Below are 22,197 nucleotides of genomic sequence, written 5' to 3'. Positions count from 1 at the left end.
CCGGGCTGCGACCCCATGCCGCGGCGCGCAGTTGATCGCGATCAAGGTGCGCAGGCCGTCGGCTGATCAGACTGTGGCGAACTGACCGGAGGTTCGCCCCATGCCCCTTTCCCTGGCGCAGATGCGCCGCAACTACACCCTGTACGGTTTGCGCGATGACCTGGTACAGGACGACCCTCTCGTTCTGTTCGGCCAGTGGCTGGAGCAGGCGCGCAAGACCGAAGTGGCGCCGGTGGAGGCCAACAGCATGGCCCTGGCCACGGTCGATGCCCAGGGCCGCGCCCATTGTCGGATCCTCTTGCTCAAGGGCTTTGGCGCCGAGGGCTTTACCTTCTTCGGCCACTACCAGAGTGCCAAGGGCCAGGAGCTGGCGAGCAATCCCAGCGCCGCCATGACCTTTTTCTGGCCGGGCCTGGAACGCCAGGTGCGCATCGAAGGCACGGTCGTGCGCCTGGCGCCGCAGCTGTCCGACGAGTACTTCAATTCACGCCCCCTGGCCAGCCAGGTGGGGGCCTGGGCCTCATTGCAAAGCCAGCCCCTGGCCCATCGCGCCGAGCTGGAAGGGCGCCTGCGCGAGGTCACCCAGCGCTTTGCCGGGCAACCGCCGCCGCGCCCGGCAGAGTGGGGCGGCTATTGCCTGCAACCCGAGCGCGTGGAGTTCTGGCAAGGCCGCCCCGACCGCCTGCACGACCGCCTCGATTACCGGCGGCACGACGGCACCTGGCAGCGCTGCCGCCTGGCGCCCTGAAGCCGCCTAGAGGTACCTCCTCGGAGGAATAGGCCCGCCGGCCTTTGCGGTGCAGGCTGGGGCCATTGCTCATTTATCCCGGGATTTTCACCATGGCACACCTGACTCAACGCAATTTTGTCTCCCTGAATATCGCCGTACTGACTATCAGCGATACGCGCAATTTTGACAGCGACACCTCCGGGCAAACCCTGTGCGAGCGCGTGCAAGGGGCCGGGCACGCATTGATCGACCGGGCCCTGGTGGTGGACGACATTTACCAGATCCGCGCACGCATTTCGCAGTGGATCGCCGACCCCCAGGTGCAGGTGATCCTCACCACCGGCGGCACCGGCTTCACCGCGCGCGACAACACCCCGCAAGCGGTGCTGCCCTTGCTGGACAAGCATGTCGAAGGCTTTGGCGAGCTGTTTCGCCAGGTGTCCCTGCAAGAGATCGGCATGTCGACCCTGCAATCGCGGGCCCTGGCCGGCATGAGCAACGGCGTGCTGGTGTGTTGCATGCCCGGTTCGCCCGGCGCCTGCCGCACCGGCTGGGACCAGATCCTCCTGGGGCAACTGGACAGCCGCACCGGGCCGTGCAATTTCGCCCCGCACCTCAAGCCCCAGGCCGTGCAAGCGCTACAGCCCTGTGAGGCACGGCCATGAGCACATCGGTGTGTGAAAGCGGCGAACTGATCCCGGTGGATGAGGCCATCGAACGCCTGTTGGCCCAGGCACCGCCACCCCCATCCACCCAACAGGTGAAAACCGCCCAGGCCCTGGGCCGGGTGTTGGCCAGCGATATCTTTTCCCCGGTCAACCTGCCGGCCTGGGACAACAGCGCCATGGACGGCTACGCGCTGTGCGCCGCCGACCTGCCGGCCGAGGGCGGCTACCTGCGCCTGGCCGGGCGCATCGCCGCTGGCGAGGATGCGGCCACGGCGCTGGGCAGCGGGCAGACCATGCGCATTTTCACCGGCGCACCCTTGCCGGCCGGGGCCGACACCGTGGTGCCCCAGGAGCGTTGCCGGGTCTACGGCCAACGTATCTGGTGCCCGCCGATGCGCACCGGCGAGCATGTGCGCAAGCAAGGTGAAGAGGTGACCCAGGGCGCTCTGTTACTGCCGGCAGGCAAGCGCCTGCGCGCCCAGGAGCTTGGCCTGCTGGCGGCCGCCGGGCTGGCCCAGGTCAAGGTCTATCGACCGCTGCGGGTGTGCCTGCTGAGCAGTGGTGATGAACTGCGCGAGCCGGGCGATCACCTGGCGCCGGGGCAGATCTACAACAGCAATCGCCACTGCCTGGCCGCACTGCTGCAAGGCTGGGGCGTGGAGGTGCATGACTATGGGGTGATGGCCGACGAATTGGCCGTCAGCCGCGATGCATTGAGCCTGGCGTCCTCGGAATGCGACCTGCTGCTGACCTCCGGCGGGGTGTCGGTGGGCGAGGAAGATCACCTCAAGCAGGCGATCAAGGAACTGGGCCGCGTTGATTTCTGGCGCCTGGCGATCCAGCCGGGCAAACCCCTGGCGTTTGGCGATGTCGCCGGCAAGCCGTGGATCGGCTTGCCCGGCAACCCTTCGGCGGCGCTGATTACCGCGTTGGTGGTGGTGCGGCCGTTTCTGTTGCGTGCCCAGGGTGTGACTGAGGTCACGTCGGTGCCGATGCTACTGCCGGCCGACTTTGCCTGGACCCAGCGCAACCGTCGTCGCCAATACCTGCGCGCCCGCTTGACTCCGGGCATCGATGGCCAGGCGCGGGTCTGCCTGCACCCACGGCAAAGCTCGGCGATGTTGAGCGCCGCCTGCTGGGCCGATGGCCTGGCGATTGTGGAACGTGAACAGGTGGTGGAGAAGGGCGGGCTGGTGCGGTTCGTGTCTTTTGCCGAACTGATGCAGTAGCTGCCGGTGGTGCCGATGGTGGTGATGGTCAATGTGGGAACGGGCTTGCTCGCGATAGCGGCTGATCAGTCAACATTTAAATTGCCTGACACACCGTAATCGCGAGCAAGCCCGCTCCCACACAAGCCCGCTCCCACAAGGGATATGCGGTGTTGGTGATGAATTTTTTGATGAGGATCAACCATGCAACTGGTCTGCCCGGCAGGCAATCTGCCTGCGCTTAAAGCCGCCGTGCGCCAAGGTGCCGATGCGGTGTATGTGGGGTTTCGCGATGACACCAACGCCCGGCATTTTGCCGGGCTGAACATGGACGACAAGCAGTTCGACGGCGCCGTCGCCCATATCCGGCAGCACCAGCGCAAGCTGTATGTGGCGGTCAATACCTACCCGCAGCCCAAGGGCTGGGAGCGCTGGCAACGGGCGGTGGACCGCGCTGCCGACCATGGCGTGGATGCGCTGATCGCCGGCGATCCGGGGGTGCTGCAATACGCCAGTCACCGCCATCCGCAAATGGCCTTGCACCTCTCGGTACAGGGCTCTGCGACCCATGCGGCGGCCTTGCAGTTCTATGCCGAGCGCTACGGTATCCGCCGTGCGGTGCTGCCTCGGGTGCTGTCCCTGGCCCAGGTCAAGCAGGTGGCTGCCAGCAGTTCGGTGCCGATCGAGGTCTTCGGTTTCGGCAGCCTGTGCATCATGGCCGAGGGCCGTTGCCACCTGTCTTCGTACATTACCGGCGAATCGCCGAACCTGTGCGGCGTGTGCTCGCCAGCCAAGGCGGTGCGCTGGAGCGAAGACGCCGACGGCCTGAGTGCGCGCCTGAGCGAAGTGCTGATCGACCGCTACACCCCGGACGAACCGGCGGGCTACCCGACCCTGTGCAAGGGCCGTTTCATGGTCGATGGCAAGCGCTTCCATGCCCTCGAAGAACCCACCAGCCTCGACACCCTGGACCTGATCCCCGAGTTGATCGCCATGGGCGTCGAAGCGGTAAAAATCGAAGGCCGCCAGCGCAGCCCGGCGTATGTCGAGCAAGTCACCGGGGTCTGGCGCGCCGCGCTGGATGCCCACCGCAGCGCGCCACAGCGTTTTGTGGTCAAGGACCAGTGGCGCAGCGTGCTGGCCGGTCTATCCGAAGGCAGCCAGACCACCCTGGGCGCCTACCATCGTTCGTGGCAATGAGGAACCGCACATGAAACTCAGCCTGGGACCGGTGCTGTTTTATTGGGATAAGCAACAACTGGGGCAGTTCTACAGCGAGATGGCCAGCCTGCCGCTGGATGTGATCTACCTGGGGGAAACCGTGTGCTCCAAGCGCCGCGCGTTCAACCTCGACCAGTGGTTGGGCCTGGGCCGCGAATTGCAGTCGGCGGGTCAGGCGCAAATCGTGCTGTCGAGCCTGACCCTGATCGAGGCCGCGTCGGAGCTGTCGAGCCTGCGCCGCCTGTGTGACAACGGCGAGGTGCTGGTGGAAGCCAATGATATGGGCGCCGTGCAACTGCTTGCCGAGCGCAAGTTGCCCTTTGTCGGCGGCCCGGCCTTGAACCTGTATAACGGCCACGCCCTCGTGCAGTTGCTGGATGCGGGGATGATGCGCTGGGTGCCGCCGGTGGAATGCTCGGCCACGCTGATTGGCGATGTGCTGGAGCAGGTGCAGGAACTGGGCCGGCCGTTGCCGCAAGTCGAAGTCTTCGCCTATGGGCATCTGCCCCTGGCCTATTCGGCCCGCTGCTTTACGGCGCGGGCGCAAAACCGGCCCAAGGATGACTGCCAGTTCTGCTGCCTCAACTACCCCGATGGCATGGCCTTGACCAGTCAGGAGGGGCAGGCACTGTTCACGTTAAATGGCATCCAGACCATGTCGGCGGATGTCACCAACCTGCTGGCCGACTACCCGGGATTGGTCAGTTGCGGCGCTGACTTGTTGCGCCTGAGCCCACGGGCGCAAGGCATGGTGGGCATCGTCGAAGCCTTTGACCGGGTGCGCCAGGGCGCCACACCGCCGGTGTTTGTCGAAGGCTGCAATGGCTACTGGCATGGCCAGGCCGGGATGTTGCGGGTCGAGGAGGTGGGGCTGTGCTGAATCGCAAGCAATGGCTGCTCAAGGGCGCCGACCGCTTACTGCCGCTGATGCGCAAGGTGCCCTTTGTGGTGCAACGCCTGGCCTTGCAACAGGCGCTGAATCGCTGCCTGGCCGAGCCCTTGCGCGATGGCGGCTTTGAACTGCTGCGCGGGCGCTGGATGTGCCTGCGCATTCCCGACCTGGGCTTGCGCTGGTACCTGACCCTGGGCCGCGAAGGACTGCGCATTGCCGAGCGGGCCGAGGCCCAGGTGACCATCAGCGGTAACTGGCGCGAGTTCCTGTTATTGGCCAGCCGCCAGGAAGACCCGGACACCTTGTTCTTCCGTCGGCGGCTGGTGATCGAGGGGGATACGGAGTTGGGGTTGGGCCTGAAGAACCTGATCGACAGCCTCGACCCGGAGGTGTTGCCGCCCTGGTTGTGGCGCAATCTGGAACGGGCCGGCAAAGGCCTGGCGGCCTGAAGATCAAGCCCGCTCCCACATTGGAACTATGCCGGGTTCAAAAAAGGTGAGCTATTGCTCCATCGCCTGCAAGATTCTATGGGCCGCTTTCACCCGCTCGGCATTGGGGTAGTTCTTGTTTGCCAGGATCACTACGCCGATGCCTCTGCTCGGTACATAAGCGATATAGGCGCCAAAGCCGCCGGTCGAGCCCGTCTTGTTCACCAGGGTATTGGCGCGCAGCGGCTGGGCGGGTGTCAGCCATTTGACCGGGTGCGGCTCCATGGCCATGGGTGTCGAATTGCCGTCGACCAAGGCGTCAACACTCAGCGGGTAGGCGTACATCTCCCAGCCAAGCCCTTGGGTGGTGCCTTCGACCGTGTAATAACCCGTGTGCGTGGCGGCAATCGCCTGTTGTAGCGACTGCTCCAGCGACGTCGGGTGCATGTTCAGCGCCATGTAGCGAGCCAGGTCCGCCGGGCTGGTCTTCACCCCGTAGGCTTCGCTGTCCAACGCCCCTGGGCTGACGCGCACCGGCTTGTCGGCCTTGTCGTAGCCCTGGGCATACAGGCCCATCTGGGCCTTGGGCACCGTGAGATAGGTGTGCTTGAGGCCGAGCTTGGGCAGCAGGGTCTGTTCCATTGCCACGTCGAAAGGTTGCTGCAGGCTGTGCGCCGCCAGATAGCCGAACAAGCCCAGGCTGGGGTTGGAGTATTGGCGCTGGGTGCCGGGGGCGAAAGCGGTTTTCCAGTGCTGGAAGTAGCCGATCATCTGCTGGGCATTGTCCGCCTCGCTGGGGAACTGCAACGGCAGCCCGCCTGCGGTGTAGGTGCCCAGTTGGAGCACGCTGATGTGATCGAACAGGCTGCCGCGCAAGGCTGGCAAGTAGTCGCTGGCTGGGGCAGAGAGCTTGAGCTTGCCGGTGGCCTGGGCATAACCGGCCAGGGTCGCGGCGAAGGTCTTGCTCACCGAGCCGATCTCGAACAGGGTGTTTTCGCTGACGGGCTGCTGGCTGTCCTTGGCGGCGATACCGTAGTTAAAGTATCGGGCCTTGCCGTCCTGCACGATGGCGACTGCCAGGCCGGGAATGGCCTGTTGCTGCATCAGCGGCTTGACGGTGGCGTCCACCACCTGGCGCAGATTGTCGGCGGCCATGCAGTTGCCGGCGCCGATCAATAGGCTGAGAATCGTGACGTTGCGCACGTGTTGGTACATGATGAGGTCGCTTCCATGAGGATGATCGGGTGTCTCGCGGCCTGCGCAGGCGTGGCCAAGATAGGCAGTTTTCCGGCCCTGGACAACCGATGATATCTCGCACCAGTCATTAGAAAAATTTGGGCTTAAACCATGTTGCGTTCCCATCTGCCCCTTAACGCACTGCGCGCCTTCGAGGCATCTGCCCGGCATTTGAGTTTTACCCGGGCGGCCATCGAACTGTGTGTGACCCAGGCGGCGATCAGTCACCAGGTCAAGAGCCTGGAGGCCCAACTCAACGTCACCCTGTTCAAGCGCCTGCCCCGTGGCCTGATGCTCACCCGCGAAGGGGAGACGCTGTTGCCGGTGCTGCGCGAGTCCTTCGACCGCATCGCCCAGACCCTCGGCCAGTTCCAGGCCGGGCATTACCGAGAAGTGCTGACGGTGGGGGCTGTGGGCACGTTTGCGGTGGGCTGGCTGCTGCCGCGCCTGGCGGATTTCCAGGCGCGCTACCCGTTTATCGACTTGCGCCTGTCGACCCATAACAACCGCGTGGATGTGGCGGCCGAGGGCCTGGATTATGCGATCCGCTTTGGCGCTGGCGCCTGGCATGGCACCCACGCCTGTGAGTTGCTGGCGGCACCGCTGAGGGTGTTGTGCGTGCCGGCGATTGCCCGCCAGTTGCATGGCCCGGGTGATGTGTTGAAACACACGCTATTGCGCTCTTACCGGGCGGATGAATGGAACCTCTGGTTCCAGGCCGCAGGCTTGCCCGCCGACACCCTGGTGCCGCGCAGTATCGTGTTTGACTCGTCCCTGGCAATGATGGAAGCGGCGTTGCAGGGCAGTGGCGTAGCATTGGCACCGGCGATGATGTTCTCGCGGCAGTTGGCCCAGGACGTGATCCGCCAGCCCTTTGATATCGGCATCAGCACCGGCAGCTACTGGCTGACGCGCCTGCAGTCACGCGCTGAAACCCCGGCAATGCTGGCGTTCAAGCAATGGCTGCTGGAGCAGGTGACGAACCTGTAGGCGCCTGGCTTGCTGGTGACGGTGGCTTCTCGGACGCCATCGCAGGCAAGCCAGCTCCCACATTTGATTTGGGATGCAGCGCAAATGTGTGTCCGACAAAGATCCCTTGTGGGAGCGGGCTTGCCCGCGATGGCGTCCATAAACCCAGCATCACCTGCCAGCCCGCCGCAATTACACGAGGTATTTACGGAACCAGCCCAAGGTACGCTCCCAGGCCAGGTTCGCCGCAGCATCGTCGTAGCGCGGGGTCGAGTCGTTGTGGAAGCCGTGGTTGGCCCCTTTGTAGATATACGCTTCATAGGTCGTGCCAGCGGCCTTCAACGCCGCCTCATAGGCCGGCCAGCCTTCGTTGATCCGCGTGTCCAACTCGCCGAAATGCAACATGATCGGTGCCTTGATCTTCGGTACGTCCTTGGCCTCGGGTTGGCGTCCATAGAACGACACCGCCGCGCCCAGTTCCGGGTAGGCCACGGCCGCCGCATTGGTCACGCCTGCGCCATAGCAGAAGCCGGTGATGCCCACCTTGCCGGTGCTGGCGTCATGGTTCATCAGCCACTCAATGGCGGCAAAGAAGTCATTCATCAGCTTGGTCGGATCGACGGTCTGTTGCAGTGCCACGCCTTTTTCATCATTGCCGGGATAGCCGCCCACCGAGGTCAGGCCATCGGGTGCCAGGGCGATAAACCCGGCCTTGCCCAGGCGCCGCGCGACATCTTCGATATAGGGGTTGAGCCCACGGTTTTCGTGGACCACCACCACCGCCGGGAGCTTGCCGCTGGCCTTTGCCGGACGCACCAGGTAACCACGCACCTGGCCGTTGCCCTTGGGCGAAGGGTAGGTGACGTAGTCGGCAACGATGTCTGGGTCGGTGAACTTCACCTGTTCGGCCAGGGCGTAGTTGGGGCTCAGGGAGGCCAGCAGCGCCGAGGCGGTCAGGCCGCCAAAGGTGAACAGGGCCGCACGGTCGAGAAACTCGCGACGGTTGATCTTGCCGTGGGCATAGCCGTCGTAGAGTTCCAGCAGTTCGGGGGCAAAGTCTTTGGCGGTCAGGCGCGTCATCGTCAGGTTCCTTTTTTCGGCACGTGGCGTTGAATGTAGACCATTCTCAGGCAGGTCGGCCATGGGCCGTCGCCGCCAGTTGCCCGGTATCGACACGCACGAAGATCGAGTCGCCAATCGCCGTCAGCACATCGCCTGCATACACCTCGCAAACCACGCGGCTCTTGCGCCCGACCTCGCCCTCGACCCTGGCGCGCAGGGTCAGTGGCACGCCCATGGGGGTGGGCTTGATGAACTTGATCCCCAGGTTGCCGGTCACGCAGTCGATACGCGGCAACTCACCCGGTTCGCGCTGCTCGGCGCGGTAGTGGTAGGCCATGGCGGTCCAGTTGGAATGGCAATCGACCAGCATGGCGATCAGGCCGCCGTAGACCAGGTCGGGCCAGCCGCAGTACTGGGCGTCGGGCAGGTGCTCGGCGACGATATGCACGCCGTCCGCATCCCAGCGGCTCTTGATCTGCAGCCCATGGGCATTGCCCGGGCCGCAGCCGTAACAGACGCCATCTGGCGCGGTGGTGTCTTGCAGGGAAGGGGTGGGCATCGTGGATCCTTATTGTTCTTGGGCCAATCCACGAGCCTAAAGGCCTACGCCCCTAACGCGCAAACTTCTTCGCTCCGGCCACGCAGGCAATCACCGCGCCAGTCACCGCCAGCATGCCCAGGCTCACCTGTTCATGCAGCAGGCCGGCCGCCAGCGCCAGGCCGAAAAACGGTTGCAGCAATTGCAATTGGCCGACCGCCGCGATGCCGCCCTGGGCCAGCCCGCGGTACCAGAACACAAAGCCGATCAACATGCTGAACAGCGCCACGTAACCCAGGCTCAACCAGGCTGGCAGGCTGATCCCGGCGAAGGAGGCGGGGGCCAGCAGCAAGGTCAACGGCGCCACCACCGGCAGCGATATCACCAGCGCCCAGCAGATCACCTGCCAGCCGCCAAGGCTGCGTGACAGCGTGGCCCCTTCGGCATACCCCAGCCCGCACACCAGCACCGCCAACAGCATCAGCCCATCACCGGCGGGCGCGGCGCTCAGGCCCTGGGCCAGGGCGTAGCCCATCACCAACAGGCTGCCGAGGATCGAAAACAGCCAGAACACCGGGCGCGGCCGCTCGCCGCCGCGCAGTACGCCGAACACCGCCGTGGCCAGGGGCAGCAAGCCGATAAACACGATGGAATGGGCCGAAGTCACGTACTGCAAGGCCAGGGCGGTGAGCAGCGGGAAGCCGATCACCACCCCCAGGGCGACAATCAGCAACGGCCCCCACTGGTGGCGCGCCGGGCGTTTTTCCCGGAACAGCCACAACAGGCTCAGGCCCAGCACTGCGGCGATACTGGCCCTGGCCACGGTGAGAAACACCGGTGCAAATTCCAGCACCGCCAGGCGCGTGGCGGGCAACGAGCCGCTGAAAATCAGCACGCCGATCAAGCCATTGATCCAGCCGCTGCGGCTGTGTTCGGGGGTGATCATCCGGGAGGTCTGTTCCATGCAGGGGGCACTCGTAGGGGGAGGGTTGCGTTGCGGGCATCCTAGGGCTGAAGATTGGGGCAATCAAAAAATTGTCATGGATACATCGCCCATGCCCCGTGCCCGTTACAAGTCGTTGGTGGATACCTTTGCCCGGGATATCCGGGCTGGCACCCTGGTGCCCGGCACCCGCCTGCCCACCCACCGGCAACTGGCAGCCAGCCATGGCCTGGCCCTGGCCACGGCCAGCCGGGTGTATAGCGAGCTGGAGGCCATGGGCCTGGTCAGCGGCGAGACCGGGCGTGGCACCTTTGTGCGGGAAATCGCCCTGGCACCCGGGCAGGGCAGTGGCCAGATGGCGGTGGCGGCGGGCATGCTCGACCTGAATTTCAACTACCCGTCGTTACCGGGCCAGGCCGACCTGCTGCGCACGGCCTTGCGCCAGTTGGCGTTGTCCGGCGACCTGGAAGCGTTGCTGCGTTACCAGCCCCATGCCGGGCGCGCCCATGAACGGGCGGCCATGGCCCGGCATCTGCTGCACCGTGGCTTGAGTGTCGCGGCCGAGCAGGTGCTGATGGTCAGCGGTGCGCAGCACGGCTTGGCGGTGGTGATGATGGCCTTGCTCAAGCCGGGCGATGTGATTGCGGTGGATGCGTTGACCTATTCCGGTTTCAAGGTGCTGGCCGAGACCTTGCACCTGGAAATCGCCGCGATCCCGGTCACACCGACTGGCCCTGATCTTGCGGCGCTGCAACAGTTGTGTCGCCGCCGGCCGGTGCGGGCGCTGTACTGCATGCCGACCTTGCACAATCCGCTGGGTTGGGTGCTGGGCATCGAACAGCGCGAGCAACTGGTGCGCATCGCCCGTGAGCATGAGCTGATCCTGATCGAAGACGCCGCCTACGCCTTCCTCGCCGAGCAGGCGCCGGCACCGCTGGCGCAATTGGCCCCTGAGCGCACAGTGTATGTGGGCGGCCTGTCGAAGAGTGTCGCCACCGGCCTGCGCGTGGGTTTCGTCGCCGCGCCGCTGGCATGGGTGCCGGCGTTGGAGCGCACAATCATGGCCACTGTGTGGAATGCGCCAGGGGTGATGACGGCCATTGCCGCAGGCTGGGTCGACGATGGCACGGTGCTGCAACTGGAGGCGCAAAAGCGCACGGACGCCAAGACCCGGCAGGCGTTGGCGGCGCAGGTGTTGGCCGGGCTGGATTACATTGCCCATCCCGCGTCGTACTTTTTGTGGCTGCCACTGGGCGAAGAGGCCCGGGCGGATCAGATCACCATGGCGCTGGCGCGCGAGCATATTTCGGTGTCCACGGCCGAGCCGTTTTCGGTGTCAGCGCAGGTGCCCCATGCGATTCGCCTGGCGTTGGGCTCGGTGGAAAAAAACGCCCTGCGTGGGGCGTTGCTGAAGGTGCGATGGGTGGTGGCGGGGTATTGAGGTCTACGCACGGACCGTTGGCCCCGCATCGCAACTGCGATCCGGGGGCCAACGGTGTCACCGCTGCGATTCGCTCAGGCAGTGAGCCACGAATGCTCGGCACCGATCTTGACGTTGAACTGGTGGAAAAGCGGTATGTAGTGCTTCTTCGCTTTCTGAACGTTCAGGCCCAGGAGAGCTGGCGGCGTAATCCCTTTGCTTTCGTAGTATTGACGTAAGTCGGCGTTGACATCCGTGAGTGGCCCGGAGGGGACAAATTTCTTACCGACAAACTCATATTTTTTGGCAAGTTTGTCGAAGCCCAGATCATACATATCAGGTCGTTTTGACTTTAAGACGTCATTAAACAGGTTGGGACCCACCGTCTCGAAGATCTTGCGCTCATAGGCTTCGAATTCAGGGGTGTATTGGATCTGGCCATCGGCGCCCCTGGCGGCCTTGGGCCGATTGGCGGCGAAATAGGCCTTGTTGTCGGCAAATTTTTTGTGCATCTGGGCAGACATTTCTTTAAGCAACGGGTTACCAGGCTGTGTTGCAAAGCTGCTGGTGTTGTAGAACGGTCTGTAACCGGTAAGTTTATGGAGAATCGGCCTGTTGAGGAGGATGTCATTCGACCCCGCCTGCAATATGTCACTGCCGACATCGGCTTGAATGATGTCATCGGTGTCGAGATAGGCCCCCCCGTATTTGTCCATTATCGGATAACGTGCGACGTCCGAGGCAGCCGCCAGGTTTTGCCCTTGTCCTTTGCGAAAGAAGCTGTACATATCACTGTTTTTAAATTGTTTGAAAACCTCGTCGTCATTGAGGTTTGCCACGTTCAGGCCTGGGGCTTTGCGCGCCAGGTCACTTTTGATTTTCTGGAAAACGGCTGGGTTATCCGCATCGACATGCAGGATGGATTTATACCCCGATGCTTTGACTGCATTGTGGGCCATGTTTTCGACCAGATGGGGCGGGATATCCTGACCGGCCCAAAAATAATGAAGTTCTGTGGGGATCGGCTTTAGATCTTTGGGCAGACTTACGCTTGCCGCAGCGGGGACATCAACAAACTGGAATCTGTGGGCGTCGGCTTGCTTGGCTTGTTTAAGTTCTTTGAGCGTTCCCTGCTGCCATTTGCCTTTGCCGCTTCGCCAGAAATACGTATGGCTGCTCCCCTCTACACCCGTCGAGAGGTTGGTGGCTTTCCAGGCACCGACTGAACTGTCGAAGGTGACGCTCTGGTCTACGCCCTTGTAATTGAGGGCAAAGGGGGACTTTGCATGACTGGCCGTTTTGATATCGTCCATCGGCACTACGTAGGTCGTGTCGCCGAGTTTCCACGGCGTTGGCGCATTTCCCGCGCCCCCCGGCAGGCGTGCGGACCTGGAGGTGGGCTCCCATCCGGCAGCGCCCAGGTCCCTGACCGGTATATCGGGCGCGGCGCGGGCGGGATGCCGGATGATACGCTGGCCATCCTTCACCTGGGATTCATAGAGTATCCCGTCGACCTTTACATATTCTTTTTTACTTCGGCCTACATACACATTGCCTTGTAACCCCTTGGTTGACAGTTCGTCCGGCGCTACGTGTCTGGATTCATAACCCACCAGATCGGCGTCCACCGGCCTTATCTCGCCACTGGCCGCTACCCGGCTTGGTTTGAAATCCTTCAGCGGGGGGCCGAAGGCGCGTTTCTTCACGGCATCGTACTGATGCCAATTGCCCTGAAAGAGGACGGCATTGCCCTCGACAATCTCTTGCCCCGCCGTGAACGTACCGCTGGCTGCCAAGCCGTGCTGCTGACTGGCGGCCCGGGTCACATCATCGCTGCCCAGGGGTGGCAAACGATTGAGGTCGGTTGACTGGAGAGGGGCGACGGAGAAGTCCTCCAGCGCTTTGCCGAACGCTTGTTGGGTACGCGGATTGAAGGCGTACCACCGTTGTGTGGCCTCGTCGAACTTGGCCAGGATTCCATTGCGCTTTGGGCTGTTGAGTGCCTTGAATGTGCCTTCAGCGATATCGGGTCTTTTTGCCAGTTCAAGCAGGTTGACACTCCGGTAGGAGCCGCGCAGTTGCTTGACCCCCTTATAGGCGGCAATGCCCCCTTGGCGCACGAGGTCATCAATACCGCTCAAGGGGTTTAGCGCACCCACCGCCGCCCGGCCGAGGATCTTCACGCCATGCCCGACCTTGGCCAATGCCGAAGCCCCGGCGGATAAAGCCTTCGCCCCCTTGGCGGCGGCCCCCAGGCCGACCGCGAACCCAAAGATATCGAAGGCCAGGTCGGCAATGCCGCCGGGAACGTCGCCGGCGATGAACTTGGTGATCGCTGACCTGAGCGGGATCAGGTTGAGTACAAACTCTTCGATTTTCTTATAGGTGGGGACTTCAGTATCAAACGTCGTGGCTCCCTGGGCGTACTTTTTCACCTCCGGCAGATCCATGTCCTTGATCACGGCATCCACGATATAGCGGGTCCTGGCACTGCCAAAGCTGTCAGGCGTGCCTTGCGCACCTTGGTGTTCATCCGTGATCCCGGCGGCATACTGCCCCGTAGGCTTGATCACGTCATATAACTTACCCGGGGCAGGGGAAAAGCCGCCGCTTGGACGGGTCTCATCATAAGTCTGGCCCGGGCGCTGGGTGATGGTGCCCTTCGACCGGTCGATTTCATAGGTCATGACGTTGCCGCCGCGCTTGGTCTCAACCAGCAGGGCTCCCGGGGCAACCCGCCGGACACGGTCCTCTTTGTAGTAGTCACTTTCCTTGCGGATGGTGATTTCACCAAACTCGAGATTTTTCCGATCTTCCAGCGGCAGTTTGGAAATAAGGTGTTTGATCTGCGCAGACGTCGTTTTTGTGACGGCGTTGGAGTAATCCGTAAAGGCCTTGTCGAATGGCTCTTGCGGGCCCGGCAGTGTTTGAAGGGTGGCCAGGACATCGTCAATTTTTATTGCCGCCTCTGAAGAGACCCAGGCTGCAGGAGCGCCAGCCGTTTTCGTCGGGATGAGTCCGGCAGTAATCGCGTTAAAAAACTGATTTGTTGTCTCCTTCCATTCATCGGACGAGTCGGGTGCTGCGCGCAGACCTCGGCCATCCCTGTACAGATCCAGGATCGAATAAGGTCCAGGAAAGTGCCTGCTGGAGGGCGTCGAGGTGATGCATTTTTTTTCAAACAGTGCCGGGTCCATGTCCGGCAGGGCTTTTTTCAACTGTTCCAGCGCCATGGCCTTGGCTGATGGCAGATCCCCTATTTGCGTTTCAGCCGCCTCTCTGAGCTCGCTGATTTGCGCATCGAAGGCCTTGCGCACCGCCGTCATGGCCGCGTCGGTCGTTGGAGGGGCCATGCCGTTGGCAACCGCCCAGTGCTTGATGGCTTGGTTCTGGGCGGCATATTCAATGCGCCGTTCGTCATCGGTGATCGGTGCAATGCTGCCTTCGAGCATGACGTGCGCATAACTCATCGCCGCCGTCGCCCCGGGCGCTTTGGCTTCGATACGGGCGACGGCGGTGGCAAAGCTGACCCAGCTGTGGGTGCCGATGACCACCTGCTCGGGCACACCCTTGACCAGGAATTCCGGGGCCCGGCTGGCGAGCATCAGGTGGGCGTGTACCGATGCAACCGGGGCTGGGGTCTTGCCGGGGACGGTCAGGTGATCGGTCACCTCCTGGAGGACCGTTGATGCGGACTTGCCTTGATTATCAGATGAGAACAATTGATAACCTTCAATATTGGCCCTATCCCCAGCCTCATTCTTGTTGCTCCCCACACTCAAGGCGGCCAGCAGCCAGTCGGCCGCACTACCTTTGATGGCGCGCGCCTCGAAGGTGGCCTGGAGGGCCTGGCCCAGCGCCTCGCCCCTGGGTGACTTGAGCAAGCTGTCGATCAACGGTCGCGGGTTACGCTGTTCCTCAGGCGTAAGGGGCCGGTTGTTCAGGAGATACGCCAGGACGCTGTCAAACGGGCCCAACGCGATATCGCCGACTTTACCCGTGCGCAGGTCTTGCCTGAGCTGTTCCTGGCTGCCCGGGTCAAGGGGGACGGGCCAGGACAGGGCGCCGCCCAGGTTGCCATGGGCGGGAGCCTTGGGCTGCGCAGTGGAGAGGGCGGTTGCCAGGTTCAGCAGTTGTTCGTCAGTACTGGGGATATCCCAGCCATGGTCCTCCAGCAATTGCAGCAGGCTGACAGTGCCCGATTGGCCAGTGTTGTCTGGCTGGTAGGTACTGTCGACGTCCAGATCGATCCTGGTCCTTTTCAATTCATCCTTGATGTGTCCCACATCCTCGCTGTCCGTTTTTACTGCGCTTGCCAGATGACGCAGGCTGGCGCTGGCGTTGTACCGGTTGTAAATATCGCCCACCGCGGCTCTCTGGTTCTGGAGTTCGCCTTCGCTGCGCGCTTTGATCAAACCGGCTGAGGTGTTCGGGTCAAGTTTTGTAAAGCCCTGGTTTCGGTCGATTTGCGCAGCCTGCTGGTGCAGCGCAGGGCCTCTAAGGCCCCGGGGTTCTGTATAAAAGCCCCCGACCACCTCATACGGAACCGGCTCGTCGAGATCGGTGGCTGGCGGGGTGAAGGTCATATCGGCGTTACCCGCAGCAATGACTTGCCCGGCCTGGAGGACAGGCGCGCTGATCGCAGCCCAGTGAGGGTCGTCTTGCCCGATAGTGTGGCGCTTCTGTGTGGGATCAAGGTGGTGCTGGAGCGTAAAAGAGAGGCTGCCGGATGCCGGATTGAGTTTGAACGACTGGGTATTGATGCCTTTTTCTTTAATCCATTGCCGGACTTCTGGCGATTTGAAGGCGTGCCGCAACTGCTCCCACCATTGGCCGAATGTGGAGTCGGGGGGGATAGGGCTGATAGTGACAGGGGTCTCTTGCCGGGCGGCCTGGAGCAGGGCCGAGTGATACGCCATGGCCAACGTGTGATCGCCTTTTTCGCGGGCGCTTTGGGCCGGCTCGGCTGGCGCCGTGGCAGGGGCGTTGCGGGTTTGTCGCGAAAGCGTTTGCAGCGGGGGCGTGTTGAGTGGAAGCAGCGGTTGGCGTTGCGCGCTATGGAGATGGGCAATAGTGTGCATAAAGTCTGTCACCTGAAGGTTCAAGAATGGGCCCGGGTGCGAACAGCTACCGTGGCGTTAGCCTTGTGTAGCGCTTTCCCTCAAGTTGATTCCCTTGCTTTGGCCGTTGGTGATTTACCTCATATGTCGGCTAGCCGGCCTGGGCCGGCCCTTTCGACGTCTTTATCCAGGAGGGCGAAGAAAGACGGCTCCACGTCGTCAATAAGCGGTTTTTATGTGGTTAATGTTTGATATCGGTCAATTTTGTTTGGTTTTATGACTGAGCGGCGCCGGTTAAGCGCAACATGGCCTTAAAAATTGGGGTGGGCTAGGTCTAAGTGTGTTTAAAAGTAACGTAGTTATAAGTATTTGTGTATTCTAGTAGCTATTTTTATGCCTGTTGCCAAATTCACAGTAACGTCTTTTTGACAGAATCCGCTTTGTGCGCAACGGACCGGTCAATCTTTCCACGTTATGTTTAAAGCCTGGGTGCCAATAAATATTAGGCATCTGCATGGCTACAGCGGTGTGTCCTGCCGCCGCCCCCTTGAGGCGTGAGTGAACTGCCATGGTCAATCGGTCATTCCAACCCCGATTCGGTCAGTGGCATATGCCCTGCACCCACCCATGGCAATACAGGCGCTCACTTCACCCATAGGCTTGATCATGACAAAACCCTTCCCGAATCAGAGCGGTATCTACGACGTCATCGTTGTGGGCGGTGGCGTGGTGGGATGCGCGATGGTCCGGCGCTTTACCCTGGAGGGGGCGCGGGTGCTGTTGCTGGAAAAAAGCCCGGATATCCTGTCTGGGGCGAGCAAAGGCAACAGCGCGATCCTGCACACCGGCTTCGATGCGCCCACCGGCAGCCTGGAGCTGCAATGCATGAAGGATGGCTACCAGGAGTACCTGCAGATTCATCAGCAGATGGCACTGCCGCTGCTCAAGACCGGCGCGATGGTGGTGGCCTGGAATGACGAGGACCTGGGCAAGCTGCAAGGCATCGTCGAGCAGGCGCACGCCAACGGGGTGGCCGATGTCAGCCTGATCGGCCGCGAGCGGGTGCGCGCCCTGGAGCCGAACCTGGCCCACACCGCCCTGGGCGCGGTCGAGGTGCCCGGCGAGTTCCTGATCGACCCGTGGTCGGCGCCCCTGGGCTACCTGCTCCAGGCGCTGATGAATGGGGCGCAGGTGCGCTTCAATACCGAGGTCAACGGCGGGTATTTCGATGGCGAACTCTGGGCCCTGGAGACCACCAACGGGTTTATCCGTGGTCGTACGATCATCAACTGCGCCGGGTTGTTCGGTGATGTGCTGGAGCAACAGTTACTGGGCGCATCGAGCTTCTCCATTCACCCGCGCAAAGGTCAGTTCGTGGTGTTCGACAAGGCGGCCGCGCGCTATCTGGGCAATATCATCCTGCCGGTGCCCAATGAACGCACCAAGGGCATCGTGCTGACCCGCACGGTGTACGGCAACCTGTTGGTGGGGCCGACCGCCGAAGAACAGGACGACCGCCTGCACGCAAGGCTCGACAGCGACGTGCTGCGCCAACTGGTGGACGCTGCCGTCGAACGGATTCCTGCGCTCGACGGCATGCCGGTCACCGCCACCTATGCCGCGCTGCGCCCGGCCACGGAGAAGAAGGAGTACCGGGTGCAGCGGGTCGAAGGCAAGAACTGGATCAGCGTCGGCGGCATCCGCTCCACCGGCCTGACGGCGGCGCTGGGCATTGCCCGGCACGTGTTCAGCCTCTATCAGCGCGAGCACACGCCGGTCCCTGAGCCCAGCCTGCAATGGCCCACGCTACCCAACCTCGCCGAACATTTGCCGCGCGATTACCAGCGCCCGGGCTACGGCGAAATCGTCTGCCACTGTGAAATGGTGACCCAGCGGGAAATCCAGAATGCCTTGGCCAGCGCATTGCCGCCCGGCGACCTCGGCGGCTTGAAGCGCCGCACGCGGGCCTGCATGGGGCGCTGCCAGGGGTTTTATTGTGGGGCGCGGGTGGCTGAGCTGAGCGCGGGTCATCTGGCGGTTCCCCTTGCAACAGGTGTTTGTCATGCAGCCCATTGAAGTCGAAAACATTGATGTCGCGATTATTGGTGGCGGGCCGTCGGGGCTGTCGGCGGCGATCACCTTGCGCAAGCTGGGCGTTGGCACGGTGGTGGTGATCGAGCGTGAGCCCGAGGCGGGTGGGATCCCACGCCATTGTGGGCACCCGCCCTTTGGGTTGCGCGAATACGGCCGGGTCTACACGGGGCCGGCGTATGCGCGCAAAAACGTCGCGCAGGCGTTGAAGGCCGGGGTGCAGATCCGCGTCAAGCACGCGGTGACGCAGATGGGCCCGGGCGGGCGCCTGGAGGTGGTCAGCCCGGAGGGTGCCCAGGTGATCCAGGCGCGGCGGGTGCTGATCGCCACCGGGGCCCGGGAAACGCCGCGCTCGGCGCGCCTGCTGGGCGGCGATCGCCCGCTGGGGGTGATCAATACCGGCGCGTTCCAGTCCTACCTGTACCTGGAGCACCTCAAGCCCTTTGAACGCCCGTTGATCGTCGGCACCGAGCTGGTCAGCCTGTCGGCGGTCATGAGTTGCCGGCGCGCCGGGATCCGGCCGGTGGCGATGATCGAGGCCAACCCGCGGGCCACGGCGCGTTGGCCACTGTCGCTGTACCCACGGCTGCGTGGCGTACCGATGCATTTTGGCGCGCAGCTCCTGGAAATCCATGGCACCGGGCGGGTGGAGGGCGCGACGGTGCGCCTGGCCGATGGGCAGACGCAGACTTTCGATTGTGACGGCGTACTGCTCACCGGCCAGTTCATCCCGGAATCGAGCCTGGTGCGCTTGAGCGAGTTGCGCCTGGACCCGAACAGTGGCGGCCCGCATATCGATCAATACGGGCGTTGTTCCGATCCTGTGTACTTTGCGGCGGGGAATCTGCTGCGTCCCGTCGAGACGGCAGGTTGGTCGTTTCGCGAAGGCCATAAGATCGCTACGATGATCGCCCGCGACCTGCTGGGGCAATTGCCGCCTGCCGCGCCGGGCATCGAGATTGCCTGCAAGGGCGACGTGAAGCTCTGCGTGCCGCAACGCCTGAACCCGTCTACTGTGGCAGGTCTGCAACACCTGCAATTGCGGGTCAGCCGTGGGGTGAAAGGCCGCCTGGTGGTACGGGCCGATGGCGAGGAAATCTGGGCGCGCGCCGGCAGTTCGCTGCCCGAGCGGCGGATATTGATACCCATCGCCAGCCTGAACCTGCCCCAGGGCGTACAGCAACTGGAAGTCGACTTTGTCGGCCAAGAACAAGACCTGCCGAGGAGTCTTTAACATGCGGATTGCCGCGCTCGATCAAGGCACCACCAGCACCCGTGTGTTGGTGGTGAGTGACAATGGGTCAGCTGATATCCAGCTTTCGCTGCGCCATCAGCAACACCATCCCCATCCCGGTTGGGTGGAGCACGATCCACTGGAATTGCTCAATAACCTGCAGCGCTGCCTGGAGGCCACCGGCCATGTGGACGCCATCGGCCTTGCCAACCAGGGCGAGAGTTGCCTGGCGTGGGATGCCCAGACCGGCGAGCCGTTGTCCCCGGTGATCGTCTGGCAGGACAATCGCACGTCGGCCGAGATCGCCCAGTTGCGCGGCGACGGCGGCGAAGCCCTGACCCTGGAGCTTGCCGGGTTGCCCCTGGACCCGTATTTTTCGGCGAGCAAGCTGGCGTGGATCGTGCGCAACCTGCCGGCCGCACAGAGCGCATTGCGCGCCGGGCGGCTGCGCCTGGGCACCACCGATGCGTACTTTCTCGACCGCCTGAGCGGGGTCTTTGCCACCGATGTCACCACCGCGTCACGCACCTCGCTGATGAACCTGGCGACCGGGCAGTGGGACAGCCAGCTCTGCGAGCTGTTTGGCGTACCGATGGAAACCCTGCCGGAAATCCGCGACACCGTCGGGTACTTTGGCGAGATCGGCGCCACACCGATCACCGCCTCGATTGTCGACCAGCAAGCCTCGCTCTACGGCCATGGTTGCCGCAATGAGGGCGACGCCAAGATCACCTACGGCACCGGGGCGTTTGCCCTGACCTTGACCGGCGAGCAGATCATCCGCGCCCCGGAAAAAGGCCTGCTGGCAACCATTGCCTGGCAGATCGAGGGCAAACCCACTTACGCCATGGACGGTGGCGTCTACGATGCCAGCGCGGCGGTGGAGTGGGCCGGGCGGCTTGGCTTGTTCAGCGATTTTTCGGAACTGGCGGCGTTCGACGAACCCCCGGCCATTGGTCGCCAACTGGCGTTTGTGCCGGCGCTGTCCGGGCTGGCCTGCCCCCATTGGGACCGCAGCGCGGCGGCCCTGTGGGTTGGCATGAATGGCGGCACCACGCGCCAGGATATGTGCCAGGCGGTGCTCGAAGGCGTGGCGTTGCGCAGTGTGGAAGTGATCACGGCCATGGACGGGTTTCTCAGCGTCACCGATCACCTGTCCATCGATGGCGGCCTGGCGCGCAGCCCGTATTTCGCGCAGTTCCTCGCCGATGCCCTGCAGCGTTGCATCGTGACCCAGCGCTTTGATGAATTGACCGCGTTCGGCTGCGCAGCGCTGGCGGCCAAAGGCCTGGGCGTGGCCCTCAAGCCACCGCGTAACACCAGCACCAGCTTTCACCCGAAAGTCAGTGCCGCGCAGGCCCAGCAGTGGCAGGCTACGTTCAGCGAAGCGGTGACGCGTTGCCGCGACTGGCGCTGACGGTTACCACTCGGGCCGGGTCAGGGCGGGGGCTTCCAGGACTTCAACCTGGGCCTCGGCCAGGGCCTTGGCCAGTTCGCCCAGGGGTTTGCGGTCGATGATCAGACGGTCGATGCGCTGCAACGGGAACACCTGGAACAGCGCGTGCTTGCCCATCTTCGAGGAGTCGGCAATCACCGTGAGGTAGCGCGTACGGGCAATCATGGCGCGGGTGATTTCCGCCTCTTCGATGGAGAAGTCGAAGGCGCCGTCGCTGTTCAGGGCACCAATGGTGACCACGGCATGCTCGGCGTTGAAGCGGGCGATCTGCTCCATGGCCAGGGCGCCGATATTCTGTTCCGATTCGGGGCGGTATTCGCCGCCGATCATGAACACGCGATTACCGCTGGCGCCAATGGCGGCAGCGATCAACAAGGAGTTGGTGATCACCGTGATGCGATTGAGCCTGGCCAGTTCACGGGCAAAGAACAGGGTAGTGGTGCCGGTATCGATCAGCAGGCTGTCGCCCGGCGCATAGAGCCCGGCGGCGAAGCGCGCCACTGCACGTTTTTGCGCAGAGAACTCATTCATCCGGGTCTGGAAGGCGTTCTCGTGTTCACCGCTGGGGGGCAGCGAGGCACCGCCATGGAACTTGGTGACCTGGCCGTCTTCGGCCAGGGCCGTGAGATCGCGGCGAATGGTCTCTTGCGAAGTGCCGAGAGTGCGTGCCAACTCGTCGACCGAGATGCGTTCACGCTGGCGTAGCAGTTCAAGGATATGTTGGCGTCGTTCATTGGGGCGCATGGGCAATCATCCTCTTAATGCTACGTGAGTGCGCCACCGGTGCGCAGCGCTGTTACCGAGGCACTCAAATGATGCCGCAGCAGTGCGTGTTGGGGCGCTTGAGCGCCAGCGCAGGTGGCGTGAACTTGGTATTGGCGTTTGTCGTTCACGGCCATAGAGTGCGCAGCCTTGAACGGTGTGGCTAGAGATTACGCAATAGAATTGACCGATTCCACTGTGTTTAACCGGCAAAACCACATAAAACACACGATTGGCATGGGAAGTGGTTAGTAATAGGGTGTGAAAGCGCCGCAAATG

17 protein-coding genes are annotated in these 22,197 nt (G+C 62.9%); 11 read left to right on the top strand and 6 right to left on the bottom strand.

The genetic code is table 11. From position 1 onward, the window contains the following. The first annotated feature begins 100 nt into the window (after window positions 1–100). From pdxH to ubiT, 6 genes are all read left to right on the top strand, one after another. Window positions 101–748, top strand: a complete 648-nt coding sequence (pdxH, locus tag AO268_RS08540; RefSeq protein ID WP_076960734.1) for a pyridoxamine 5'-phosphate oxidase — start codon at window positions 101–103, stop codon at window positions 746–748. A 92-nt stretch (window positions 749–840) separates the two neighbouring features. Continuing rightward, a complete protein-coding gene (gene moaB, locus AO268_RS08535; RefSeq protein WP_099168425.1) occupies window positions 841–1,395 on the top strand; it encodes a molybdenum cofactor biosynthesis protein B in 555 nt (184 codons plus the stop codon). Further along, a complete protein-coding gene (locus AO268_RS08530; protein WP_099168424.1) occupies window positions 1,392–2,627 on the top strand; it encodes a molybdopterin molybdotransferase MoeA in 1,236 nt (411 codons plus the stop codon). Before moaB ends, AO268_RS08530 begins: the two co-directional genes overlap by 4 nt. A 183-nt stretch (window positions 2,628–2,810) precedes the next feature. After that, window positions 2,811–3,806, top strand: a complete 996-nt coding sequence (gene ubiU, locus AO268_RS08525) for a ubiquinone anaerobic biosynthesis protein UbiU (protein WP_099168423.1) — start codon at window positions 2,811–2,813, stop codon at window positions 3,804–3,806. A gap of 10 nt (window positions 3,807–3,816) precedes the next feature. After that, window positions 3,817–4,707, top strand: coding sequence for a U32 family peptidase (locus tag AO268_RS08520; protein ID WP_076960738.1), 891 nt, complete (start codon window positions 3,817–3,819; stop codon window positions 4,705–4,707). After that, the gene (ubiT, locus tag AO268_RS08515) at window positions 4,701–5,168 is read left to right on the top strand and encodes a ubiquinone anaerobic biosynthesis accessory factor UbiT (protein WP_076960739.1); all 468 of its coding nucleotides are present in this window, start codon (window positions 4,701–4,703) and stop codon (window positions 5,166–5,168) included. Before AO268_RS08520 ends, ubiT begins: the two co-directional genes overlap by 7 nt. Window positions 5,169–5,219: 51 nt before the next feature. On the opposite strand, the gene ampC is transcribed toward ubiT, so the two are convergent. After that, the gene (gene ampC / locus AO268_RS08510) at window positions 5,220–6,362 is read right to left on the bottom strand and encodes a class C beta-lactamase (protein WP_099168422.1); all 1,143 of its coding nucleotides are present in this window, start codon (window positions 6,360–6,362) and stop codon (window positions 5,220–5,222) included. A gap of 132 nt (window positions 6,363–6,494) precedes the next feature. On the opposite strand from ampC, the gene AO268_RS08505 reads away from it, so the two are divergent. Then, entirely contained in the window at window positions 6,495–7,373 is an 879-nt protein-coding gene (locus tag AO268_RS08505; protein ID WP_099168421.1) for a LysR family transcriptional regulator, read from the top strand. A 171-nt stretch (window positions 7,374–7,544) separates the two neighbouring features. On the opposite strand, the gene yghX is transcribed toward AO268_RS08505, so the two are convergent. The 3 genes from yghX to AO268_RS08490 are packed head-to-tail and all read right to left on the bottom strand — an operon-like array spanning window position 7,545 to window position 9,916. Further along, a complete protein-coding gene (gene yghX, locus AO268_RS08500; RefSeq protein WP_099168420.1) occupies window positions 7,545–8,432 on the bottom strand; it encodes a YghX family hydrolase in 888 nt (295 codons plus the stop codon). 46 nt (window positions 8,433–8,478) lie between these two features. Then, window positions 8,479–8,973, bottom strand: a complete 495-nt coding sequence (locus AO268_RS08495) for a PaaI family thioesterase (protein WP_076960742.1) — start codon at window positions 8,971–8,973, stop codon at window positions 8,479–8,481. Between the two features lie 52 nt (window positions 8,974–9,025). After that, the gene (locus AO268_RS08490; RefSeq protein WP_099168419.1) at window positions 9,026–9,916 is read right to left on the bottom strand and encodes a DMT family transporter; all 891 of its coding nucleotides are present in this window, start codon (window positions 9,914–9,916) and stop codon (window positions 9,026–9,028) included. A 91-nt stretch (window positions 9,917–10,007) separates the two neighbouring features. Here AO268_RS08490 and AO268_RS08485 point away from each other — a divergent pair, with 91 nt between their 5' ends. Beyond that, entirely contained in the window at window positions 10,008–11,336 is a 1,329-nt protein-coding gene (locus AO268_RS08485) for an aminotransferase-like domain-containing protein (RefSeq protein ID WP_099168418.1), read from the top strand. 74 nt (window positions 11,337–11,410) lie between these two features. On the opposite strand, the gene AO268_RS08480 is transcribed toward AO268_RS08485, so the two are convergent. Continuing rightward, entirely contained in the window at window positions 11,411–16,396 is a 4,986-nt protein-coding gene (locus AO268_RS08480) for a glycosyltransferase (protein ID WP_099168437.1), read from the bottom strand. Window positions 16,397–17,041: 645 nt separating this feature from the next. On the opposite strand from AO268_RS08480, the gene AO268_RS08475 reads away from it, so the two are divergent. Genes AO268_RS08475 through AO268_RS08465 form a run of 3 tightly spaced genes read left to right on the top strand, consistent with a single transcriptional unit; the run spans window position 17,042 to window position 21,117 of the window. Further along, on the top strand, window positions 17,042–18,451 hold the full coding sequence (locus tag AO268_RS08475; protein ID WP_099168417.1) for an NAD(P)/FAD-dependent oxidoreductase: 1,410 nt from the start codon (window positions 17,042–17,044) through the stop codon (window positions 18,449–18,451). Continuing rightward, complete coding sequence (locus AO268_RS08470; protein ID WP_099168416.1) at window positions 18,438–19,700, top strand: NAD(P)/FAD-dependent oxidoreductase; 1,263 nt, start codon at window positions 18,438–18,440, stop codon at window positions 19,698–19,700. The genes AO268_RS08475 and AO268_RS08470 overlap by 14 nt, the downstream gene beginning before the upstream one ends. Window position 19,701: 1 nt before the next feature. Beyond that, the gene (locus AO268_RS08465; RefSeq protein ID WP_099168415.1) at window positions 19,702–21,117 is read left to right on the top strand and encodes a glycerol kinase; all 1,416 of its coding nucleotides are present in this window, start codon (window positions 19,702–19,704) and stop codon (window positions 21,115–21,117) included. Between the two features lie 3 nt (window positions 21,118–21,120). Here the strand turns inward: AO268_RS08465 and AO268_RS08460 are convergent, their stop codons facing one another. Then, window positions 21,121–21,900 (bottom strand): DeoR/GlpR family DNA-binding transcription regulator, encoded by a 780-nt coding sequence (locus tag AO268_RS08460; RefSeq protein WP_076960748.1) that lies wholly within the window; start codon window positions 21,898–21,900, stop codon window positions 21,121–21,123. Window positions 21,901–22,197 lie beyond the last annotated feature (297 nt).

The sequence above is a fragment of the Pseudomonas sp. ICMP 8385 genome (genome assembly GCF_002699915.1).
Lineage (GTDB): Bacteria > Pseudomonadota > Gammaproteobacteria > Pseudomonadales > Pseudomonadaceae > Aquipseudomonas > Aquipseudomonas gessardii.
This window is presented reverse-complemented; position numbering and strand designations above follow the sequence as displayed.